Below are 23586 nucleotides of genomic sequence, written 5' to 3'. Positions count from 1 at the left end.
TTAATTATTAATTATTAATTATTAATTGGCACGTTGCACCGTTTCGCTTAGTGAAGTCATAGCCTATTGTCGCTCAATAGTGGCTATATCATTTTGACCATACGATATTAGCCATAAGCTGTTAGCCATATAATAGACACTATGACTTAAAGGACACTATTATGTCTGATTTAGACCTTATCAAAGAAAATGAGATGGAGGCGCGCCGAGTATTTCGTTTATATTCGCGTAAAGTGTTTTTGGCACCCAATAACCGTCATTTTCATGAACAACGTATCAATGCCGCATTACTTTTAACCGAAAAAGAGCCGCTGCAAGGTGCCGTCGCAGACTTTTTTTATGGCTGTTGGTATGACATTCCTTACGATGTAAACAACCTGTTTACGCGTATTAAAGATCGCTTGTACCCTCATGTCCAGCAAGGGTTTCGCGATTGTATTAGTAAGAAGCGATATATTCAACGCAATAGTATGCTGGCGACTCGCTGGAGTGTCCTGATATCGCCGTCTCTCAATGAGCAAAAACAGCGGTTGCTTATCAGTAGCGATGATGCCAAAGAAATATCCAAAGACATCACCGCTGAGCTCATGCAGGCGCGTGAAGATAAGGATTGGGGCACGATTGAGCAGATCGAAAACGAATTCTTTGCTCACTGTATCGCTCGCAATGATCGACTTGCCTTCTCGTTAGTATGGTTTCGCTTGGGTAAAAGCGACTGGCAGTTCGATGAGCGCTGGAACAACTGTCAACAGCATCTTGATCAGACCATCAAGACCTAATTTATCGCCGATTTAACCCTTTCATCACAATGGTAGCCGCTATGTCCTCTTACTTAAATGCTGATAAAACGTATCTAACCCTCACTCCAGCCGGTATTTTTGAGGCATTTTCACAAAGTGAGCCCACTGATGAACAGCTGTCATTACAAGACTTAATGTCCTATGGGCAGACGTTGCTCGCCGCTGATTGGCTTGAACGTTATTCTGACGAATGGCTACAGAGCTTTATAGAACACGGCTGGATTGAAAAGCTGTCTTTGTTGTTACCCGCACCCAATCTGCCATTGGACCAGTTTTTACCGTATGTGGTTGCCAGCTTATCCGGTAAACGCCGTGCCGCTATTGGCTCTGATGAAGGGTTTTGCCTAGCACGAATCGGTTACAGCCAAGAAGAAGCGGACATGCTAAGTGTTGCAGCTGCTGACTTTTCAGGTTTCATGATTCGCCAAAAACAACGCGGCTGGGCGGTCGAAAGCCAAGCCATCTCGTTTTTTCAACAAGTTGACTTACTGATTCCTGAGACCAGCTTTGTGTTTTTATGGATTGATGGTTCAGGTTACGCCCTCATCATCGATGGCGAGCCTTTGACTAATAGCCGCGCCTTTGTTGAGATGGTATGGGCATTGAAAACGTCGGGCTTAAGATTTCTTAGCTAATTCAACCAAACCACTTGATATACTATTAAATATCATTATGACACGCTGCCATACTGACCCGTGCGCTTATATCAAACCAAGCGCACTTCTTTCAATCTCTCACATCTGCTTTATTTTCAATATCTTTTTTTCTTTCATCTTCTGCTATAGCCGATTTAATACGATTTGTATACAAGGATAAAGTACTACAAATTGCACTTAGGCTTTACGCATTATTAAGATGTGATATTCAAATAAATTATGAAATAAAAAAAAGACGCTGTAAATAGCGTCTTTTTTGTTTGTTGCTAGGGCGGGTCCTCATTTCAAAAATGGTGATAACAATGAGTTAAATTGCAGTCAAACGAGGAAAATATCGCAGATAATATCGGGATATTAACCAGCTATTTAACGATGTTTGGCAAAATTTAGCCATTTTTAGCCCGTTTAGATATGATCAATTGAATTGAGGATACGCCCTAGAACTAAAATTATATATTGCGTACCACAATTGATTGTATACGTGAATACATAATTAATGATATGCCGTTAGATATCAACTCGACGGCTAACAGTATGCCAAGAATATACGTCGCTGACTGCGGATAACTGGTAAATATCATGATAGCCAATATAATCGAGAGCAGCCCTGAGAGTAATATTGGGACAAAAGCCACTGTCCGACGGAGACCGAAAGCAACAACAACTCTGACTATACCTGTTGCCATAAATAAAATAGCAATTACCATGGTCAAGGTTAATATGCCTTGTAACGGATCTTGTAATAACTCAATGCCAATCAATACACCAAGTACCCCGCCGATGGCCGCCAGCACTTTTCCAGTGGTACTATGTGCTCGAAATAGGGCAATAAACTGTAAAACACCCACCAAAAGAAAGATAAAACCTGCTAACTGCTCAGCGGCCAAAGTGGCGCTAAGAGGATTAAAAAATGCAAAGATACCGCCAAGAATACTAATGATGCCAATGACTAACCATAATGTACGATTCATAAGACGACCTTATTTTACATTTAATAGAAAATAAATTATATCGCAAACCTTACCTTGTGTTGTATAACGGTAGTAATATCTTCGAGTAGTCCTGTTAATATCAGAGTGTGGGCATTGATTTGTGGTCACAAGCCTGCTAACTGATTGTTCCACTGTGGCCGCGTAATGTTATACAGTACATGCTCAGCCAGCCGATGGTTAGGGTCAAGGGCTGGATGATAGAAGTTGGCACGGGTATTCATCATACCAAGGCGCTCCATAACCAATTGCGAGCGCTCATTGATAACCGCTGTGAATGACACAACCTCATCGAGCGACAGCTGAGTAAAAGCGAAATTCAGCGCCGCACGTGCTGCCTCTGTCGCATAGCCCTGTCCCCAATAATCTTTATGTAGTCGCCATGCAATCTCGACAGCAGGGGCAAAAGACATATCTGCGTGAGTATCATTCAAGCCAACAAAACCGATAAAAGCCCCATTCTCTTTTGATCTATCTTTTAAACTGACGGCCCAAAGCCCCCAGCCTTGATTAGCAATAAGCTGCTGGCATTTACTAGCGATGATGTCACTTACTTTAGGGCTTAATAACTTGGGGAAATATTTCATTACTTCAGGATCAGCATTTATTTCAGCAAAAACAGCAAAGTCACTTGCTTGCCATTGCCTGAGATAAAGACGTTCTGTTTCTATCACATTTATCATTTTTATCACTTATGGATTGACACTATTAATACTATTTATCCAGCCAGCCTTTTTGCTTGGCATGAGCAAGTTGCTCAGGAGTATCGATATCATAGCTCAGTTGATGATTAACAACGGTACTTCTCTGACTGGGCGGCAAACCTCTAATTAAATAACGCAGCCCTTTATCGCCTACCAGCAATGCTTGCCACTCTCTGAGTAAATCATAATCAATCGTTAAAGGTAGTCCGATAATATTTTGCTTTAATGCAGTGACAGCAGACGTTTCATTTAAATTCATATTATTTGAATACTGCCAACTACTATAACTACTTGCCACTACAGACCGCTTATCTGCCAGCAGTTTTGCCAAATGCTGCTCATCGAGTAAAACTTGATCAACACCCATAATGACGACGCGCTCGATTAATGAACTTGTTAACTGCGTGACTGCCTCAATAGCCAAATTCAAACTATACGCCATACCTATTTCAGGCGTAGAATTTACGACCATTTGAATCCTAGAGTACTGAAAAGCCAATTCATTCATCGCACTGGCTATTAATGGTTGATTATCAGGAATGACTATAATAATTGCTTGCGGTTTTGTAGAAAGTGCGAGTTTTGTCATGAAGCAAATTAAGGGTTCGCCATCTTTACACAGTAACTGTTTTGCTTGACCTAAACGCAGGCTCAGTCCACTGGCCAAAATAATGACCACATGGTTTGGTGGCTTTGATAGATTTATTGGCTTTAGTTGCGTAGATGCTAAAATAGATGCGTCGCTGCTCATGATAAACTTATCGATGCACGAGCACTTGTAGCAGTCGTCTCTATAGAATCAATATGCGTAGAAAATAGCGTTGTAAAGTTAGTTTTTGACAGATGAGTGTCTGAGTTTTCTGCTGATAGGTTTTGATTATGGACGACCGCATTGACTTGTGCCATGATACCCAGTGCTAAGGCTTCAGGTCCATCTCCGCCCAGCTTATAGCCAATCGGATAATGCAGCTTATTGATACCTAGGTTTAAACTGGCAGGATTTGTAAGCCTTGTAATAATTTCTTCGATTAAGCGCTCGGTACGGTAGCGTGGCCCTAGTTGTCCAAGATATTTATAGTGATTAGCATGCTCTAATAATACGCCAAGTCGAGCACGGTCTTGGCTGAGACTATGCGACATCAAAGAAACGGCAGCATTTTTACTTAGTTTTAGTAAAGTGTCACTATCATTTAACGCCAGTACCATCACTCTATCTGCCTCGGGAAAACGCCGCTGCGTGGCATATTGCGCTCGACTGTCTACCACTGTCACATGCCAATCTTGCAGCTTTGCCATCGTAACTAGCGGCATCACATCATTGCCAGCACCACAAATCAGCAAACGTATCTGTGGTTGTAGGCGCTGAATCAGCCATTCTGTGGCTAAATCATCATTGTCATCTTTTACGATAACGTACTCAGCATTTTTATGGAGAAGTTTATATTCGGATAAACTTTCAACTGCATTGATAACTGTGCTTGAAGCATTAGATACCATTTTATCTGAATTATTAGCGTCGATAGCGGTGAGTTTTCCTAACTTGATATAATTATCTAGGTTAAGACGCAAACCAATTTGAAGTTGAGAGTTTGGATTATTTTGGTTATTAAAATAGATTGTAGAGCGAATTAAAGTTGCTACCGTTACTGGGTGCTGAGACTGACGAACCTGACTAATGACATTTAACAAAGACATTGCCGTTGCCAGCCTTTCAAACAACACGTGTACGCGCCCATTACAGCCTAATCCAAAATTTAACTCGTCCAAATCAATATCTTGTTCATCGTATTTATTATCTGTGCCCTTATTATCACTGCCTCTATCAAAGTCAAAACCCTCTTCTGATACGCTCGCTCGCACATTACCATTTTCAGCATATTCGATGTCGTCACCCGTTTGGTAAACTTGCACGTTTGCACCATCACGTGTGAGCCAAAAAGCACGTTTGATAATATGCGGCTCCAAGCAGCCACCGCTAATCATTCCGACCGAACGACCATCTTCACAGATAAGCATCATTGCGCCTGCGCGGCGATAGGCTGACCCTTCTGTACGCACGACGGTTGCTAGTACCGCGTCAACCTGTTGTTGCTGAGCCTCACGTGCCAGCTTAAGAATATCAGCAATTTGATTCATAATGTCTCTTATATACTATCTATCATTTATATCTATATACGGTCTATATCCATCCTAGTCCACTTATAAAACCCGCTAACGACTACAATTAGCGGGTTTATATTGTCCATCTATTTGACTAAAAACCTACTCTGGTAGTTCATAAAGTAATTTGTCGAGGGTAATAGGAAAGTCATAAACTCGTACACCCACGGCGTTGTAAACGGCATTAGCAATAGCAGCGGCAGCACCAGCAATCGCCGTTTCCCCAATACCTTTTATGTGCATTGGATTGGTATACGGATCGTCCTCTTCTACCAAGATAACATCAAGCTGAGGGACATCCGCATTGACTGGGACATGGTATTCTGCAAGATTATGATTACATAGCCGACCGTCACGCTTATCGTGAATCACCTGCTCCATCAATGCCGAACCAATACCAAATACCATGCCGCCATAGCACTGCGAGGTCGCGGTTTTGTGATTGAGGATACGCCCTGCTGCAAAGGCACCAGTCATACGTTTAACGCGTATTTCACCAGTGACTCGGTGTACAGCGACCTCGGCAAAATTGGCACCAAATGACGCTTGGCGATGACTTTTGGCGTTTTTACCCGGTGCAATTTGACCTTTGGCACTGAGTTTTTGGTCATCATATTGAGCGACGATATCGGCTAATGAATGAGTCTGGAAATTACTGAAGTCATATTCTTTCGATTCAGTTAGTGAGGTTCCCGTTATTTCACCTAATTTAGCTTTTAAATCAGCCACTTTATCTACGATGTTATCGCCCAAACCTGCTACTTTTTCTTTTCCTGCTTCTATAACGGTTTCTACCATTGTTTCTACAAAATTAGCATCATGCTCACCTACCTGCTTAATTTGACCGTTATCCAGCTGAATGGTGTCAGGGTATAGACCGACTTTTTCTGCGATCATTTCACGTAGCTGCTGACAAGCAAGATAAATACTACTACCTGAACTGGCAGCGCCCATACTGCCCCCTGAGCCTACCGCAGGTGGCAAACTGGTATCACCAAGCTTCATTTCAATATGATCTATTGGTAGCCCTAATAAATCTGCAGCAACCTGAGTAAATACGGTATAAGAACCTGTACCGATATCGGTCATATCTGTCTCGATTACCGCCTTCACGCCTAGTGCTTTTGAGTTATCTATTTGCAGGGTTGCCCGTGCTTCTGATGGCGCTAAGCTGTTGCCGCGAGCTGCCGCTGCCATACCCATACCCATCCACCAATCACCTTCTAAGCGACTGGCAGGCTTAGCATTGCGTTGATTCCAGCCAAACTGTTCAGCTGCTTGATCGATACAAGCGATGAGCTTACGCGTGGAAAACGGGACACCTTTACTAGGATCTTGCTCAGGCTCATTACGACGGCGCAGCTCGACAGGGTCTAGGTTGAGTTGCTCTGCCAATTCATCCATCGCACACTCAAGGGCAATTTGTCCGACTGCTTCGCCGGGGGCACGCATCGAGCCTGACAATACTTGGTTCATGTCTACTTGTTGGTAATTGACTCGGCGATTGTCACCGCGATACAGATAATGCGTAGAGAGCGCTGCTGGCTCAAAAAAGGCTTCTCCTGGCAAATTACTAGAGACCGTCTCATGAATCATGGTATCGATAATACCATCTTCACTACAGCCAATTGCGATGCGTTGACGCGTGTTTGAGCGTCTAATCGTTGCCTCCATCACTTGCGGGCGCGTCATGGTAATTAACACGGGACGACCCAAGTCCTTTGCGGCGAGTGCAGCGGCTATCGATTCTGGAGAAATCCCAAGCTTGCTACCAAAACCGCCACCGACATAACGAGCAATTAATTGTACATTTTCTGGATCCAAATCCAATGCATCAACGATTTGCTTTTTGCACGAGGACAGCATCTGATTAGAGGAGTACATAATCAGTTTATCGCCCTCCCAGTGAGCAAGCGTTGCATGAGGCTCCATCGCTGCGCTGTTTTGACTTGGCGTATGATAAAAGCGGTCAAGGGTTACCGCAGCATCAGCAAGACTTTGTTCTGGATTACCCTTTTCTGAATTTTTATCCGAACCTTTTTTTTCATTAACATCATGAGCATTTGGTAGCTCTGTCGTAAAGTTCAATGCCGCCTGATTAGTCTCATCTTCATAAGTCACTTTGAGCGCTTTTGCACCTTCGGTCGCCGCCTCAAACGTCTCAGCAATGACAACCGCGATCGGCTGACCATGATAAAAAATTTCACTAACGCCTTGCTTAGGGGCTTTTTTTGCGCCGCCTTGTTGGGCATTGCGTAAAAAGTGCTCAGGATCGTTCACCACTTTAATAATGTTAGGAATACCCTCTAAAGAGCTGCTATCAATTTGCTTAACGCACCCTTTAGCAATCGTTGCGCTCACCAAAACACCATAGGCTTGATTGTCTAAATGAATCTCTGCCGTATAAGGTGCTTGACCGCTGACTTTCAATGACCCTTCAACACGGTTGATGGGCTTACCCACCAACTTGCTCGCTGTTTTATCAAAAAGTGATTCGACAGGCGCATTCATCATCATTTTTTTGGTCGGTTCTGACGAAAATACTGATTCCAATAATGACATGATTATGCTCCCTTGCCCGCTAATGCGCGTTGAATAACTTGTTTGAGTAGACGACGAGTCAGCGGTATTTTAAAATCGTTTTGACCACTACCTTTAGCCTCTTTTAACAATAAGTCCGCTGCTTGTTTAATGACATTTTTATTGCCATCAGTACCTATCAACAATGCCTCAACGGCTTCGTTGCGCCATGGCTCAGTGCCAATACCGCCGAATGCTAGGCGCACTGTGTCCAAACGCCCATTATCAGTCACGTCTACGATCGCGGCACAGGAGACTAAGGCAAAAGCATAGGACGCGCGATCACGCACTTTGTCATAAGTCTGCATACCGCTGACAGGCGCTGGCAACACAACATGAGTGATAAGCTCACCAGATTCTAAAACGTTTTCGATATGTGGCGTGTCTTTTGGCAAACAATAAAAGTCTTTAATCGCGATTTTACGCATTGAACCATCCGTTTTTAACGTCTCAACAGTGGCATCTAATAAGCGCATCGCGACGGCCATATCAGATGGATGCTGGGCAATACAGGACTCGCTAGTACCCAAAATTGCCAACGTACGATTTTCACCATTTATCGCTGGGCAACCAGAACCTGGGTTGCGTTTATTGCAGGCGCTGTCTGTCTGATAAAAATAATAACAACGAGTACGCTGTAGTAGATTACCGCCCGTCGTCGCTCTATTGCGCAACTGTCCCGTCGCACCTGCCAAAATCGCCCGTGATAACACTGGGTAATTGGCAATAACCTCAGGATGCGCAGCCAAGTCGCTATTGGTCACCAGCGTACCGATGCGTAGGCCACCATCTGTAGTCTTCTCAATTTGAGCTAATGCTAAGCGAGTGATATCCACCAGCTTAACTGGCGTTTCAATCTCTAACTTCATCAAGTCTAAAAGGTTGGTACCCCCTGCGATAAATGAGGCGTCTTTTACACTAGCAGATTGGGCTGCCTGCTCTGGCGCGGTAGCACGGCTATATTCAAAGCGTTTCATGAGCGACCTCCTGACGTATTACTTATAGTGTTATGGTTCGTCGTTTGGCTTCCTAATCTCGCTTCACTAGGTGGTGGCGACCAAATACCCGTCACCTCTGATTTTTGTACTGCGTCAGTTTTAGATGAGTCATTCATTTCATTTTCTAAAACTTGTGAGATGGCTTTAATAATATTGGGATAAGCAGAACAGCGGCAAATATTGCCACTCATACGCTCAGCGATTTCTTGCACCAGTAATCCATCAGGATTTTGCAAATCTGTAGTGACATGACTGGGCCAGTTTTGTTTAATCTCATCGATCAACGCTGTTGCTGAACAAATTTGCCCAGGGGTACAATAACCACATTGAAACGCATCATTATCTTCAAAGGCTTGTTGTAACGCTGACAAAGATTCGGGCATGCCAATACCCTCAATCGTGGTAATCTCATCACCATCGTGCATAACTGCCAAGGTCAAACAGGCATTGACCCGACGCCCATTGATAAGTATGGTACAAGCGCCGCATTGACCATGGTCACAGCCTTTTTTAGGCCCCGTAATTTTGAGGTGCTGGCGACAGACATCGAGTAAGGTCGTGCGTGAATCAAGATTGTCGAGCTGATAATCTTGCTTATTAATGGTTAAGTTCAAGGTAGACATGCTGGCTTCTCGCTGGCAGATAATCATAAAAAATAGGGTTAAACGCTTCTTAAAAGTCGCGCCAATCGATTTATTATGACTTATTAGAAATGTCGATTTGTTTTCACTTTGTAGTTATTACAGTGTAGTTTTTAATCTATGAAAACTTTACTTCTCACTATTTTATCTCGCTTATTCACTATCAATTTTATAAATGAAACTCAAAAACTCATTTTATTAGCAAAAAAAATAGCGCTATAAACATGCCGTTTATAACGCTATTTGAGTTCAATATAGTCAGTTAAAAATACCAGTCGGGCATTACGCTTTAGTAATAATGCTCGCTTCACTCAATCGAGATTTTGGCAAATCGGCATTAAAATCATCTTCACTACGATAACCAAGTGAGATAACGGCAACGGCTGTGTAGTCTTTGCTACGGAGATCAAACTCTTCATCGAGTGCCTTTAGATCAGCACCTTCCATCGGTACAGCATCAATGCCTAAAGTAGCAGCACCCAGCAATAATGCGCCCATATTTAGATACACTTGCTCGACCAGCCAATGCGGCTCGTCTTTTTGCTCATAACGACGAATGTCCAAAAACATCTTGCGCACTTGATGCATTTGCTCTTTGAATTTTGGTTCTGCGAAGCGACCATCAGCGTCTTCTTTGTCCAGTACTTCATGCAAAAACTCATCATTAGCATAGATACGACTACAGAAAATGATGACGTGTGAGGCATCTTTCACCTTTGCCGTGTTGAAATCAAACATCCCTTGCGTACCTTTTGCGATACGTGCCTTGCCAGCCTCATCATCAGCGATCACAAAATGCCAAGGCTGAATATTAGTACTTGATGGGCTAAGTCGTAGGATATCCTTTAAACTTTGAAAGTCTGCTGCTGATATTTTTTTATCGGCATCAAACTCTTTGGTGCTGTAACGCCAGTTCATAGCTTCAGTGATGTTTTTCATTTATTACTCCAAGATTTTTAGTACCGCCACTTTAAGCAAAAACCCGTTTGTTGACCGTTACAGATTGGTTAAGTAGTTACCTATTTTGTTATTAAGTTGCTGATAATTCAGTGCATCGCTGAGTTATTTGAGCCGCCATTTGAACAGTTATTTAAGCAGCTACTTATTAGACGGACACTCATTAAACAGTAACTTAGACGATATTGTAATCGTTCCCTCATTCTCTTAGCATTAGTTAATTAGTATAGATAATTAGCATTGATTTATAAGGCGGTCGACCACAGACAGCTTATATAAAAAATAAATACTGAATTAGGCAGATAGATATGGAACATTCAAAGCAGTTACCCTCAGAGCAGCCACTACGCATCGATATCGTCTCAGACGTTGTTTGTCCTTGGTGCGTCATTGGTTACCGCCAGCTGGCAGAAGCCCTCAAGCAAACCAACACCGAACACGAGATTCACTGGCATCCGTTTGAGCTTAATCCCAATATGCCAAGCGCAGGACAGAATATGCGTGAACATATTATGGAAAAATACGGTTCGAGCAAGCAAGAATCTGATGCTAGCCGTGCTCGATTAATGGAAGCGGGTAATGAGGTTGGCTTTACGTTTAACTTTAACGATGACACACGTATGCACAACACGTTCAACTTGCATCAATTGCTGCACTGGGCAGATCAGCAAGGTCGCATGCATGAATTAAAGCAGGCGTTATTCATCGCTCATTTTACCAATGGTCGCAATATTTCTGACAATGCAGTGCTTGCTGATATCGCCGCAGAGATTGGACTAGATCGTGATGAGGCATTAGCCGTGTTAGCAGACCAAAGGTTCGCTAAAGAGGTGCGCGCAGAAGAGCAACATTGGCAACAACAAGGCATTCAAAGCGTCCCAGCGGTAATTTTTAATAAGCGTCATCTGGTTAGTGGTGCACAAGGCGTGGAAAATTTCAAGAATATCTTGCAGCAGCTGTCTAACATGCCAGACTAGGGCGCATCTTCAGTTCATTCGATAGTCATCTAAATGGGCTAAAAATGGTTAAATCTTGCCAAACATCGTCAAACAGCTGGTTAATATCCCGATATTATCTGCACTATTTTCCTCGTTTGACGGCAATTTATCTCATTTTCATCACCATTTTTAAAATGAAGACACGCCCTAGTTTTCCTGACGAGGTTTTTTGGCAAGATTTCGTTTGCTATTTCTAAAAGGATCCCTTATGTCCTCTGATAAATCCCTTCCTATTATCGTGTTTGATGTCAATGAGACGCTACTCGACATTACCACGCTTGAGCCATTATTTACCCGATTGTTTGATGACAGGCAGATGCTAAGAGAATGGTTTGCCCAATTGGTGCTATATTCACAAACCATGACGTTGTCAGGACTTTATACGCCTTTTGGTGAGCTTGGCGTCAGTGCCTTACAGATGACCTCTGATATTCATAACGTCAGGCTGATAGATAGCGATGTCGACGAATTAAAAGAGCGTATGAGCAAAATGCCTGCTCATCCTGATGTAATACCAGCATTAACAAAACTACGTGAGGCAGGATTTCGCCTAGTTACATTGACCAACTCAGCAAGTGGCGCGTCTCCTACGCCACTTGAAAAAGCAGATATCAGCCATTTCTTTGAACAGCACTTTAGTGTTGAGCAGGTTGCAAAGTTCAAGCCTGCGCCTGAAACCTACCAAATGGTCGCTAAGGAGCTGTCTGTTGAGTTGTCAGATTTATGCCTAGTCGCTTGTCATCTTTGGGATACGATTGGCGCTCAAGCGGCTGGCTGCCAAGGGGCGTTTCTCACGCGACCGCACAATGCTTTACTATCAGCGCCAAACCTTCCAGTACCTGACTTTATGGCAGCAGATCTAACCACGCTTGCCGAACAGATAATTTTTTCCACTAAAAAACAATTACCAATACCAAAAAAATGCCGCCCTATATAAGGACGGCATTTTTGGTTTAGCATACTGCTATTTTATAAGGCTAAATCTATAATCACTATTATTAATAATGATTTTTAAAAATGAATAACCGTACGAATACTCTCACCTTTATGCATCAAATCAAACGCTTCGTTGATATCTTCTAATGGCATGGTATGGGTAATAAAATCTTGCAGTGGAATCTCACCAGCCAAATAACGCTCAACATAACCTGGCAACTCGCTACGACCTTTAACACCGCCAAACGCTGAACCGCGCCAGACGCGACCAGTCACTAACTGGAATGGGCGAGTAGAGATTTCTTGTCCAGCACCAGCAACACCGATGATGACCGACTCGCCCCAGCCTTTATGGCAGCACTCAAGCGCTGAACGCATGACATCGACGTTACCGATACACTCAAATGAATAATCGACGCCGCCATCGGTCAATTCAACGATGACTTCTTGAATTGGCTTGTCATAATCTTTTGGATTGATGCAGTCGGTTGCGCCAAGCTTTTTAGCCAGCTCAAATTTGCTCTCATTGATATCAATAGCAATGATACGACTGGCTTTTGCCATTGCCGCACCGATGACCGCTGATAGACCAATACCGCCGAGACCAAAGATAGCAACGGTTGCACCCTCTTCAACTTTTGCAGTATTCATCACTGCACCCATACCCGTGGTGACACCGCAACCCAATAAGCAGACTTCTTCTAGTGGGGCTTCTTTATTTACTTTCGCCAAAGAAATCTCAGGCAACACGGTATATTCAGAGAAGGTTGAGCAGCCCATATAATGATAAATTGGCTCACCATCTTTATAAAAGCGCGTAGTGCCGTCTGGCATTAAGCCTTTACCTTGGGTCTCGCGTACCGCTGAGCACAAGTTGGTTTTGCCTGAGGTACACATTTTACAGACGCCACATTCTGCTGTGTATAAAGGAATGACATGATCGCCGACTTGCACACTGGTGACGCCTTCGCCGATTTGCTCAACGATACCGCCACCTTCATGACCCAAAATCGCTGGGAACACGCCTTCTGGGTCTTCACCAGATAAAGTAAAAGCGTCAGTGTGACAGACGCCGCTTGCCACGATTTTTACCAATACTTCGCCTTTACGGGGCAGCATGACATCCACTTCTTCGATAGATAGTGGCTCATTTGGGCCCCAAGCAATGGCGGCTTTTGATTTAATAAATTTATCTGACATCGTCATCTCTCTTTTTAATTCATTTTATGGGTTATTAAGCGCAGACCTCTATTCAGCTTATCTTGCTTGTTGAATGGAGGCAAGCGGCAGTTGTAGCAGTCTGTAAAGCTTTATATTGGCTATTATAGTTTTTTCTATAGCGATAACAATATGCTATATTTGCAAATATCTTTTACACAGTGGTAATAATCATGCGCTGGGATGGTATTAGCGAATTTGTTTATGTAGCAGATTACGAAAGCTTTACGCGCGCGGCAAAAGAATTGGGCATTTCTACCGCGCAAGTCAGTCGGCAGATAAGCGCTTTAGAGAAGCGACTGAATATTAAACTGCTGTATCGCACGACGCGTAAGGTATCACTGACTGAAGAAGGTCGCGTGTTTTATCAGCACTGCCGCGGTGTGCTCGATGGCTTGGATGCCGCTGAGCAAGCAGTAAGCAATTTACAATCAAAGCCGCAAGGTAGGATTAAGCTGACCGCTCCTGTCACTTATGGCGAGCAGCAATTATTGCCATTAGTCAATGATTTCATGGTGCAATATCGCGATATCGAAGTGACGGCGTTTTTGAGCAATCAAAAAATCGACCTCATTGATGGCGGTTATGATTTGGCGATTCGTATCGGCAAATTAAGCGATTCGACGATGATGGCAAAAAAGCTCAGCCGTCGTACCAACTTCGTTTGTGCTGCGCCCGCTTATCTCGAAAAATACGGCATACCACATTCTTTGAGCGATCTGAGTCAGCATAACTGCTTACTTGGCACGCGTGACTATTGGCACTTTATAGAAGATGGCAAAATAGATTCTGGAAAAAATGCTGATAAAGAAAAAAACCTGCGCGTGTCTGGCAGTGTCCAATATAACAGCGGTCACAGTCTAGTCGATGCTGCGTTAAAAGGTCTGGGTATCGTCCAGCTACCTGATTATTATGTGCAAAAATACTTAGCATCAGGTGAGCTGGTCAGCTTATTGAATAACTATCGAGAGCCTGAAGAAAGTATCTGGGCTGTCTACCCGCACAACCGTCATTTATCGCCAAAGATTAGACTGCTCGTCGATTATCTAGCAGAGCATTTGGTTTAGCTATGCGTTTTGGCTTAGGCATTTTTTAAGGTGTGTTGCAATGCGAGGCTTTACTATGCGCGGTTTATTACGCACAATGCTACTAAGCACAAGGAATATTATGGTTCACACTAAATATTCGATCTTGCCAGCCATCATGTGCTGAATAAACAATGACAATAAAAGGACTTTTCATGCTTAAGATTCTCTCTATCGCTGCCCTAGCATTGGCAGTATCCTCTTGCGCCAGTGTTGAAAATATTTTAAACACGCCAGACAAAGCACCATCAATGCCAGCAACGATGACTGCTATCGATGCCGAAAAAGGCTTGGTTACGCTGCAAAGCAATCATTCCGTGCAAGATACTGCAGATAAACTGGCGGCAATTATTGAAAGCAAAGGTATGAAAGTATTTGCACGCGTCGATCATCAAAAGAACGCCCAAGGTGTCAATTTAACATTAAGACCGACGCAAGTGATTATGTTTGGTAATCCAAAAGCGGGTACGCCATTGATGAATTGCGAGCAAAGCGTCGCTATCGACTTACCACAAAAAATCCTCATCAGTGAAGATGCTGATAAAAAAGTTTGGTTGTCGTACAACAATCCCGAATACCTAAAGAGTCGTCACAATATCAAAGGTTGTGATACCCAATTGGCGAATATTGCAAAAGCCCTTGATGGTGTCAGTAAAGCAGCAGTTGCAAAGTAATACCAAACCCAAAAAATACGATTAACGACGTCAGTTTTGCTTGTTCCGCTCGCCTAGTCTACTAGATGTCGTACTTGCACTCGTTTTCCTTGCTACTCTAATTTTTTGAGAGGGTATAAGCGTTGGGTGAAAACCTAAAGATATAAAAAGGTGGGATGCAAAAGCATAACCCACCTTTTCTATGCCTTTAAAAGATTAACGTATTAGTAATCCTCAGACCGTGCTATTTGCTCATGCAACTCTACTTTTAACTTCTTTGCACATTCGATAATCTTTTTTCGACCAGCAGGAATAGCGCCATATTGAATCGCCGTTTCTCGCATTTGTACCGTGACGTCATAGTGCGGATAGCTGGCGTTTCGATGGAATAAACGCTTATCCACTTCAATCAGTGCGGCAAAATCATGCAGCTCTTGCAGGGTATCTGCCAGCATATGGCACCACTTATAGCCTTTAAATTCTATCTGCATAAAATCCACATATATCGCCATAGAACCGCCTCCTCTATTATCCTTAATTTTTTATCATGTGCTAAGCAACGCTTTCACAAAACAGCCACTAGAACAATTCACTCGCATCTTTCTTTAGCTGTTTGAGTACGGCTTGGTATTCGCTATGATTGGTTCCAAGTGTGCTTAGACGCCCATAACGGAGCTGACGATAGTCCTGCCTCATCTGCATGATTTTTGCTTGGACAATATCTGAATGACCGCTATCTGTGAGCTTACTAGCTTTACTGCTCTTATTATTGCTTTTAGCATTGATATCAGCGTTAATATCAGCCTTTGAATCATTTTCTCGGTCATTAACCGCTATTGCCACACGCTCAAGCCAAGCCAACTGACCTTCACTTTCATCACGAGCAAGTGATTTATCCGCTTTGCCAATACGTTTTGATAACTGTGCAAGCGGCTGGTCTGCTGGATGCCAACGCTTACGGCGACGTTGCCAAATGACAAAGACCAAAATCACCATGACGGTAATAGCACTTGCCGCTAGCCAAATAATTTGCTGCGTGATTGAACGGATGTTAAACCATTTGAGTAGCGAGTCAGCTTGCTTGTCCTGATCGTAACCAACGACATCTTTTTGCCAATAGTAGCTGGCTTGGTCGGACAGACGGCGTAAGGTTTGTAGCATTTGATACTGCTGATAGCTGATTTGTGCGCTAGCGCCATCGCCGAACATTGCCGCTCCTTGTGCCTGCGTCAGCGCATCCATCCCTTGCTCGACACGCTCAGGCGCGACAAAAGCCGTCGGATCGACACGTACCCAGCCTTGACCCTCAAGCCAAACTTCCGTCCAAGCGTGCGCATCCTTTTGCCGCACCTCCCACACATTACCACCGCGACTCAGCTCACCACCTTGATAGCCGGCGACGACGCGCGCGGGTATGCCAGCGGCGCGCAGCATAAAGGTAAAACTGGAAGAATAATGCTCACAAAACCCAGCTTTGGTCTCAAATAAAAACTCGTCAATACGGTTATTACTCAGCCGTGGCGGTGATAACGTATAACGAAATTCTGTTTGATTAATCCAGCGTTCAATAGCCGCCATATAGCGCACTGGATCTGATCCTGATTGCGCAAATAACTGCTGGGCCAGTGCTCTTGCTTGCGGATTTCCGTCGGCTGGCAAGGCAAGATTCAGACGTCGCAACTCATCCGAAAGAACAGGATCAATACGCATCGGTGCAAATTGCAATACTTCATAACGTAACTGCTGAGTGACGGGCTGATCTTTTAATAAGGTAAAGTTTGAAGTAATACTGACATCTTGGCGCTGGGAAAAAGGATAATCAAGTCCAAATAGCCAGTTTTTCTGCGTCGGCTCTAGGATAATTTCATAGCTGGTAGGCGCAACCTTTACTTCATCAGGGACAGTTGCAAAGGCATTCTCAATCCAATATGGCATTTGCGGTGCAGGTCGCCATTGTCGTTGCTGAGGGCTAGGACGCCATGTAATACCGTCAAAGTCGCTAAACACCAAACCGCGCCAATACAATTGCTGTTGCGGCGGGCGATTATCTGCAAACTCTACCCGAAACGCCAGCTCAGTCGATTGTCCCAAATTGGCAAAATCACCGGGCGACATACTGTCGGAAACGCCAGTGGTTGCTTGCTGACCTGAGAGCTGTACTGACCATAGTGGTGGCAAGCGCGGGAAGAACAAAAATAGCACGACTAATAATGGTAATGCCCCGATACCCAGCACACCCAAAGTACGCAAGCGACCATCACCGCGAGTGTTGCCGTCATCATTAAGCGCAATAAATGCCAATAATATGATAACCGCACCCACAATCACTTCTAAAGTCGTAACAAGACCTTGATCCATCAAAAACAGCGCAGCAAGGACAAACAGTGACAAGTTTAGGACCACATAAGCATCACGCCGCTTATACATCTCCCACAGCTTGCTGATGAGACAGAGCACTAAAAATGCCACGCCCATATCCAGTCCAAACGCTGTATTGTAAGTCAGCCATAGACCTGCCAGCCCCAATAAAAAGCCGAGCATTTGCATGCCTTGATAGACGCGTTTTAAATGCGCTATTTTTTTGAACTTAGCTTTTATAGACGGTAGCTGTGCGGCAATGCTGACCACCGCAAAACCTATCAACCAAAACGGCAGATGCGCCGCATGAGGTAAAATAACGGTAATTTGAGCAATTAGTACCCAATAATAAGCAGGCAAGGCGAATAGCTTACGAGTCCATTTTGCAGCGCTATCCCGTATAGCACGATCAGTGACGTTTTGACCCAGTGCCAACTGCTCAAAACTTACGGAGTTTATCTCTGTCTCATTTGAAGAGTGATTTTTAAAATTGGTCATGGCACTTTCGCCAATCTTAACAAGCAAGTTTGTGCAAAGCCATCGCCTTCACCCATTGGTGCAGTAGAATGGGTATCATTGGGTAAGCGCATATGAAATGTCACGCCCAGCTCACCTAATTTCATCGCCCCATACGCCAGTTGTGCCAGTTTTTGCTCATGATGTGCTGCTGGCATATCCGCATAATCTAACGTTTGCTCATGACCGACTGGATCAGCAAAGTGCTTGGTCAACATGCCTTGACCACGTGCTACATGTCCCCACGATACCCGTGCCAGCGACTCGCCTTCAATGTAGTTATCTAGCCGCTCAAAATCATCTTGACCTTGCCGATATTGCCCGCCTGTTGGCAAATCCTCCTGACTGGCAACAGCATATTGCGCCTGCCAATCAAACACTGCAGGTTTTGGATAGACCCAAGCAGTACGGGCAAAATACACATAGGACCACGCCCGCATAATGCCCAAAGGATAAACCGTTTTAATTTTTAAGCGTGGTAATTCAAACTGCCCACGATTCTGCGTCGGTACTGGCAAGCGAATCACTTGCTCGCCTTGCAGTCGTGTCACAAGTATCGACTGTTTATTATCAGCGCCATGTTTGATTTTTTTATGGGCTTTTTTATCTGTTTTATTATTAGGCTTGTCATCAGCCTGCTCGAAGCTAAATAACAACTGTCGTCTCGGTTGGCGGCTCTCACTGCGCAACTGTAAAGTCACCCAAACAGGCGCGCCCGCTTCTGCCATAGTCACTTCAAGCAAACGTACTTGCAGACCTGAAATGTGCGCAAAGGTTACATGAAAGCTGATAAGCCAGACGCTGACCAAATAAAAACATAAACCTAATACCAAGTTATTGCCATAGTTAATGCCAGCAATAAAGGTAATAATTAATAACACTGCATATAGCGTCCCTTCACGGCTAAAAAAGATATAGACGTTACGCAAATTGAGGGTGGCACTATCACTTTTGGGCGCACGCGAGGCAAACCAACGGCTTAATGCGGAAGTGGCTGGTACGGTTAAGGCTTTTGGCAAAAAGCGCATGACTACCCTATCCTTACCATAAAATTGATACTCTCATTCATAATTGGTGATAGCTTTAAAAACAAATACGCTATGAAACAACAAGCAGCTGAAAAATAAATACTCAGATAACAGTGATTGAAATAACAACTATTGAAATAACCATCATTTAAATGACAACAGCCACTTCTGCCAATATACGTTGTGCGATGGTCTGTTTCGCTTGCCCACCAGTCACATGTGCGGGTACAAAACGCTGACCGAGACGATGATCTGTGACCGCGGCAAACACCGCTTGGATATCCTCAGGTGTCACTTCCATATGCCCCGATACGTACGCATAAGCCTGCGCGGCACGCTGTAGCGACAATACTCCACGCGGTGATAAGCCATGATACTCGGAGCTTGCTCGTGTTTTTGCGACCAATCGCTGCAGATAATCTAAGACCACATCCGCGACATAAACGTGTTTAACACCTTGCTGTGCTAATAAGACCGCCTCGGTATCAAGCAACGCATCTAAATTTTTTAGTAGCTCGCGGCGATCCTGACCTTTTAATAGCTCACGCTCTGCGGTAGGCGACGGATAACCAAGTGATAAGCATAGTAAGAATCTATCTAGCTGCGATTCAGGAAGCGGATAGACACCTGCTTGCTGCAAAGGATTTTGGGTTGCAATGACAAAAAACGGCTGCGGCAAAGGATAGGTTTGCCCATCTTGAGTGACTTGCCGTTCTTCCATCGCTTCTAGCAACGCGCTTTGCGTCTTAGGGCTAGAGCGATTAATCTCATCAGCGAGTAGCAGCTGAGTAAAAATAGGACCTGCTCGAAACTCAAATTGCTGTTTCTTTTGATCATAAATGCTCATCCCCAAAATATCTGCTGGCAGCATATCATTGGTGAACTGTACACGACTAAAGCTCAAGCCTAATAATTGCGCCAAGCCTTGCGCCAACGTCGTCTTGCCCATACCCGGCAGATCTTGCAGTAACAAATGTCCACCTGCCAAAATACCACTCAGCGCAAGCTTAACCACTTGCGGCTTATCTAACACAATATGATTTAACTGCGCCATAAGTTGGGCAATTTTTTGCTGATTGTGACGATAGTCAGCAGCGCTAAAGGTCGACTTATGAATCACCTCTGCTGCTGATGGATGTGGTGTTGTAATGGCTCTATCGATAGCTGCGTGGGTCATAGTCAATTATTGGCTCATTTCTTATGGGATTAGTGTTTCTAGGGCGTGTTCTTATTTTGAAAGTGGTGACAAAAATGAGATAAATGGCAGCCAAACAAGGAAAATAGCGCTGATAATATTAAGATATTAACCAATTTTTTGACATGATTTGGCAAAATTTAACCATCTTTAGCCCATTTAGTCGCTTTCGTTTAGCTTGAGGACACACCATAAACTGGCTATTGCTTTGAGTCATCTTCAATTATCGGCACGGCGGCACGAAGCGTTGACAGATAAGCGATGACATCTGCGCGTTCTTGCGCATCGGGCATCGGGTTTGATAGCATTTTTGAGTCTAGCATGGCTTTTTCTGCATCTGCAATATAAGGGTCGAGCGTTTGCGCATCCCATACCCAACCTGATGTTTTTAGCCCGTCACTATAGGTGTAATCTTCTAGCTCAGCGGCGGGCGCACCGTATATATTCATCAGCTGCGGACCTTTTTTGTTGAGCCCCGCATTCAGCTGATGACATTGACCACAAGCGTCTTGATAAATGATCGCGCCGTTATCAGCATTACCTTCCGTATAGATCGGCAATGTTACAGCAGCACGATGATCCGGTGGCGTACTTTCTCCGCAAGCGCTGAGCAATAAAACAGCAGCAAATATACTGCTTATTTGATATTTATTAATGATGGGCATTTTCGGCAATCTTTGGTTAAGGAATGTCAGCTATAGGTGAACAATAAAAATGATAAGGTAGGGTCAAACACATACAAAGTGGAACCCTCTTCACGTCTAAATAGCTGCTTGTAAAAACATAACGTTATTTATTGGGGCATATTAAGCCAATAAACAACGCTTATAGGACAGTTTGAGTAAGGCTTTTGTAATTTATGGCGATAAAAAATTTATGAGCTATTAAGCCGTGTCGAGTATTCCATAAATAGGCACTGTTGATAGTTGCATATCAAACGGATCCTAAATGACGTTAGGTCGCAACCTTTATCGTACTGCTGGGTTCTTCTAAATAATAGCCTTGTAAATAGCGCGCGCCCACGCTCCAAGCAACGGACATGGTCGCCGCATCTTCAATATAAGGCATCAATACGTCCACATTGACTTCATTCGTACGCATAATAAGTGATTTGACAGTTTCTAAATTGTCTGCTGAGTCAATGCCATCCACATAGCTACGTGCTAAACGCACCATATCTGGCTGTACAAAACTGACAATCTCTATGGATTTGGCAGAAGAGCCGAAGTTATTGATGCCCATCTGACAGCTGACTTGGCTAAGGGCGGCAAACTGTGTTTTTGCCACTGTAAGATGGTCTGAGACGTCTTTTTCGTTGAACTGCAAGGTGAGCACACCAGCTGCACCACCCACCGCCTTTATAAGCTGACTGGCAACACTAGGCAGTTTTTTGTCTATCAATGAGGCACTAGTCAATTGCACTAGCAATCTGGCTTCAGGATGTGTTTTACGTACCTCATTGACCTTTTTACAGGCATTGATGAGCACCCAACGATCTATTTTTTCGAGCAATTTATGCGTCTTGGCGACTGCCATGAATTGATCAGGTGTCAATATCGTATTGTCCGCATCCGCCAATGGCAACCGCAGATATACTTCAAAAAAGTCGCTTCGGTCATTGTTAATATCATATATTGGCTGGAAAGATAACTCAAAACGGCTATTGGCAATGGCATCAACTAAAGATTCGGCAAGCGCATGATCATCACTATTGGCATGCTCGCTTGGATCATATAAATGATAAGTGCCGCCATGATTAGAGGTCTCTATCATAATCTGATTGATGGCATCCATCGCACGTTCGAGCACGATACTTGGCTCTGCTGTATTGGTTTCGATTTTGACAATCCCAATACTGACAGTCGTACTGGTCGTACGCTTATCTACTTCAATCAGCATATCACTGATACGTGAACCAATATGCTTAGCCAGTTCTTCAAGCTCTGTGGTGCTCTTGTCCTCGACCAGTATGGTAAAGGCAGTATCACTAAAACGACTCACATGCCCGTCTGATATCAGCTCATCTAACGCATAGGCGACTTGCTTGACGGTCGCATCTACCCCTTGCAAACCTAGACTGCTTCTTATTTTACCGACATTATCGAGCTGAATATACAAAAGCCCAGCCGTCAGTACACCTTGACGTGCTTGCTGGTACACGATTGCCATTTGTTCTTCAAAGCCGCGGCGGTTGTTGATTCCTGTCAGGCTGTCTTTGCATTCAGCAGCTGCCAAACGCTTAGCGACTTCCGCACTATTATTATGGTTTTGTTGGATAATAACCTGCGTCACTGGCTCGCCATCTAAGGTCGCGGCTGCCAATTGTAGCTTTGCCTCAAAAGTACTACCATCCATCCGCTTACTTTCAAAATTGAACTCGACTTCTTGGCGGCTGCCTTTATCAAATTGACGTAAGAACTGTTTGAAACCCTTAACGTTATCACCGCCTGCAATCAGGTCAACAACAGGCACGCCTATGGCATCATTAATCGACTCAAAACCAAAAAGCTGAAGATAAGGGTCATTGGCAAAAATATGGATACCCTGATCAATATAAGCGACCGCACTTTTAGAGTTTTTAATCAATACGTTGGCGCGTTGCTCTGCTTCAGAGAGAACATGTCGCAACGTTCTAAGCTCACGGCGACTGCGTAAATTATCATGCTGTAGACAGATAGACATCACTACTGCCATCTCTTGGTCTACTTTGAGCGATTTGACCATCGTGCCGCTAATAATATCAGGTAACCCCTCATCATTATTGGTGGACGCTACCATCTCTTCATTGAATAGGCAGATCATAGGCAAATCAATACTTTGCTCTTGGACGACGCCCACCACATCGGTGAAACTCATATCATAAGCATTGCCAAACACCAAGACATCCCACGGTTGTCGAAGTGACTTTAACAGCTCCTCTTTATCGTCCAAAAACCCTAAATTGATGGTGTCATAATAACAACCTAGTAAGTGCACAAGGCGCTCAGCGTAGAGCTGATCGTCATCAATGACTAAGAGGTTTAAGATGGACTGAGTACGCATAAGAAGCCTTTTGGATCTTGTGATCTTATTTTTATGTTTGATACCCTACACCTTTTCCAAGCATTAACCTAG

21 protein-coding genes are annotated in these 23586 nt (G+C 43.9%); 6 read left to right on the top strand and 15 right to left on the bottom strand.

Going from position 1 to position 23586, the window contains the following annotated elements; genetic code table 11:
• Window positions 1-161: 161 nt before the first annotated feature.
• Both INT03_RS08745 and INT03_RS08740 read left to right on the top strand, forming a co-directional pair.
• The gene (locus tag INT03_RS08745; RefSeq protein ID WP_060491697.1) at window positions 162-779 is read left to right on the top strand and encodes a hypothetical protein; all 618 of its coding nucleotides are present in this window, start codon (window positions 162-164) and stop codon (window positions 777-779) included.
• Between the two features lie 41 nt (window positions 780-820).
• Window positions 821-1435, top strand: coding sequence for a hypothetical protein (locus tag INT03_RS08740; protein ID WP_055124632.1), 615 nt, complete (start codon window positions 821-823; stop codon window positions 1433-1435).
• Window positions 1436-1905: 470 nt separating this feature from the next.
• Here INT03_RS08740 and INT03_RS08735 read toward each other — a convergent pair whose 3' ends face one another.
• The 8 genes from INT03_RS08735 to nfsB all read right to left on the bottom strand — a co-directional run bounded on the left by INT03_RS08735 (window position 1906) and on the right by nfsB (window position 10467).
• Window positions 1906-2427, bottom strand: coding sequence for an HdeD family acid-resistance protein (locus INT03_RS08735; RefSeq protein WP_087814292.1), 522 nt, complete (start codon window positions 2425-2427; stop codon window positions 1906-1908).
• A 125-nt stretch (window positions 2428-2552) separates the two neighbouring features.
• Entirely contained in the window at window positions 2553-3128 is a 576-nt protein-coding gene (locus INT03_RS08730) for a GNAT family N-acetyltransferase (RefSeq protein ID WP_193008633.1), read from the bottom strand.
• A gap of 31 nt (window positions 3129-3159) precedes the next feature.
• Window positions 3160-3900, bottom strand: coding sequence for an NTP transferase domain-containing protein (locus INT03_RS08725; protein ID WP_193008632.1), 741 nt, complete (start codon window positions 3898-3900; stop codon window positions 3160-3162).
• Window positions 3897-5285 (bottom strand): XdhC family protein, encoded by a 1389-nt coding sequence (locus INT03_RS08720; RefSeq protein ID WP_193008631.1) that lies wholly within the window; start codon window positions 5283-5285, stop codon window positions 3897-3899. The genes INT03_RS08725 and INT03_RS08720 overlap by 4 nt, the downstream gene beginning before the upstream one ends.
• Window positions 5286-5411: 126 nt before the next feature.
• Complete coding sequence (locus INT03_RS08715; protein WP_193008630.1) at window positions 5412-7871, bottom strand: xanthine dehydrogenase family protein molybdopterin-binding subunit; 2460 nt, start codon at window positions 7869-7871, stop codon at window positions 5412-5414.
• Window positions 7872-7873: 2 nt separating this feature from the next.
• Window positions 7874-8866 (bottom strand): FAD binding domain-containing protein, encoded by a 993-nt coding sequence (locus INT03_RS08710; protein ID WP_193008629.1) that lies wholly within the window; start codon window positions 8864-8866, stop codon window positions 7874-7876.
• The gene (locus INT03_RS08705; protein WP_193008628.1) at window positions 8863-9510 is read right to left on the bottom strand and encodes a 2Fe-2S iron-sulfur cluster-binding protein; all 648 of its coding nucleotides are present in this window, start codon (window positions 9508-9510) and stop codon (window positions 8863-8865) included. The genes INT03_RS08710 and INT03_RS08705 overlap by 4 nt, the downstream gene beginning before the upstream one ends.
• Window positions 9511-9810: 300 nt before the next feature.
• Complete coding sequence (nfsB, locus tag INT03_RS08700) at window positions 9811-10467, bottom strand: oxygen-insensitive NAD(P)H nitroreductase (protein WP_193008627.1); 657 nt, start codon at window positions 10465-10467, stop codon at window positions 9811-9813.
• 326 nt (window positions 10468-10793) lie between these two features.
• Here nfsB and INT03_RS08695 point away from each other — a divergent pair, with 326 nt between their 5' ends.
• A complete protein-coding gene (locus tag INT03_RS08695; RefSeq protein WP_193008626.1) occupies window positions 10794-11462 on the top strand; it encodes a DsbA family oxidoreductase in 669 nt (222 codons plus the stop codon).
• A 229-nt stretch (window positions 11463-11691) separates the two neighbouring features.
• Window positions 11692-12420 (top strand): haloacid dehalogenase type II, encoded by a 729-nt coding sequence (locus tag INT03_RS08690; RefSeq protein ID WP_193008625.1) that lies wholly within the window; start codon window positions 11692-11694, stop codon window positions 12418-12420.
• 74 nt (window positions 12421-12494) lie between these two features.
• Here the strand turns inward: INT03_RS08690 and INT03_RS08685 are convergent, their stop codons facing one another.
• Entirely contained in the window at window positions 12495-13619 is a 1125-nt protein-coding gene (locus tag INT03_RS08685; protein WP_055124643.1) for an S-(hydroxymethyl)glutathione dehydrogenase/class III alcohol dehydrogenase, read from the bottom strand.
• A 191-nt stretch (window positions 13620-13810) separates the two neighbouring features.
• On the opposite strand from INT03_RS08685, the gene INT03_RS08680 reads away from it, so the two are divergent.
• Window positions 13811-14704, top strand: a complete 894-nt coding sequence (locus INT03_RS08680; RefSeq protein ID WP_193008624.1) for a LysR family transcriptional regulator — start codon at window positions 13811-13813, stop codon at window positions 14702-14704.
• Window positions 14705-14877: 173 nt separating this feature from the next.
• A complete protein-coding gene (locus INT03_RS08675) occupies window positions 14878-15396 on the top strand; it encodes a DUF302 domain-containing protein (protein ID WP_193008623.1) in 519 nt (172 codons plus the stop codon).
• A 203-nt stretch (window positions 15397-15599) separates the two neighbouring features.
• Here the strand turns inward: INT03_RS08675 and INT03_RS08670 are convergent, their stop codons facing one another.
• The 6 genes from INT03_RS08670 to INT03_RS08645 all read right to left on the bottom strand — a co-directional run bounded on the left by INT03_RS08670 (window position 15600) and on the right by INT03_RS08645 (window position 23514).
• Window positions 15600-15887 (bottom strand): DUF4031 domain-containing protein, encoded by a 288-nt coding sequence (locus tag INT03_RS08670; RefSeq protein WP_193008622.1) that lies wholly within the window; start codon window positions 15885-15887, stop codon window positions 15600-15602.
• A gap of 67 nt (window positions 15888-15954) precedes the next feature.
• Window positions 15955-18231 carry a transglutaminaseTgpA domain-containing protein gene (locus tag INT03_RS08665; protein ID WP_193008621.1) on the bottom strand — a complete coding sequence of 759 codons (2277 nt, stop codon included), beginning with the start codon at window positions 18229-18231 and terminating at the stop codon, window positions 15955-15957.
• A complete protein-coding gene (locus INT03_RS08660; protein WP_193008620.1) occupies window positions 18228-19277 on the bottom strand; it encodes a hypothetical protein in 1050 nt (349 codons plus the stop codon). The genes INT03_RS08665 and INT03_RS08660 overlap by 4 nt, the downstream gene beginning before the upstream one ends.
• Window positions 19278-19425: 148 nt before the next feature.
• Complete coding sequence (locus tag INT03_RS08655) at window positions 19426-20454, bottom strand: AAA family ATPase (RefSeq protein ID WP_055124649.1); 1029 nt, start codon at window positions 20452-20454, stop codon at window positions 19426-19428.
• A gap of 218 nt (window positions 20455-20672) precedes the next feature.
• Entirely contained in the window at window positions 20673-21137 is a 465-nt protein-coding gene (locus tag INT03_RS08650) for a c-type cytochrome (RefSeq protein WP_193008619.1), read from the bottom strand.
• A 289-nt stretch (window positions 21138-21426) separates the two neighbouring features.
• Complete coding sequence (locus INT03_RS08645; RefSeq protein ID WP_193008618.1) at window positions 21427-23514, bottom strand: EAL domain-containing protein; 2088 nt, start codon at window positions 23512-23514, stop codon at window positions 21427-21429.
• Window positions 23515-23586: the final 72 nt, after the last annotated feature.

Source organism: Psychrobacter sp. PG1 (assembly GCF_014897815.1).
Classification (GTDB): domain Bacteria; phylum Pseudomonadota; class Gammaproteobacteria; order Pseudomonadales; family Moraxellaceae; genus Psychrobacter.
The sequence above is the reverse complement of the archived record's forward strand: the minus strand, read 5'-3'. Positions and strand labels throughout refer to the sequence as shown.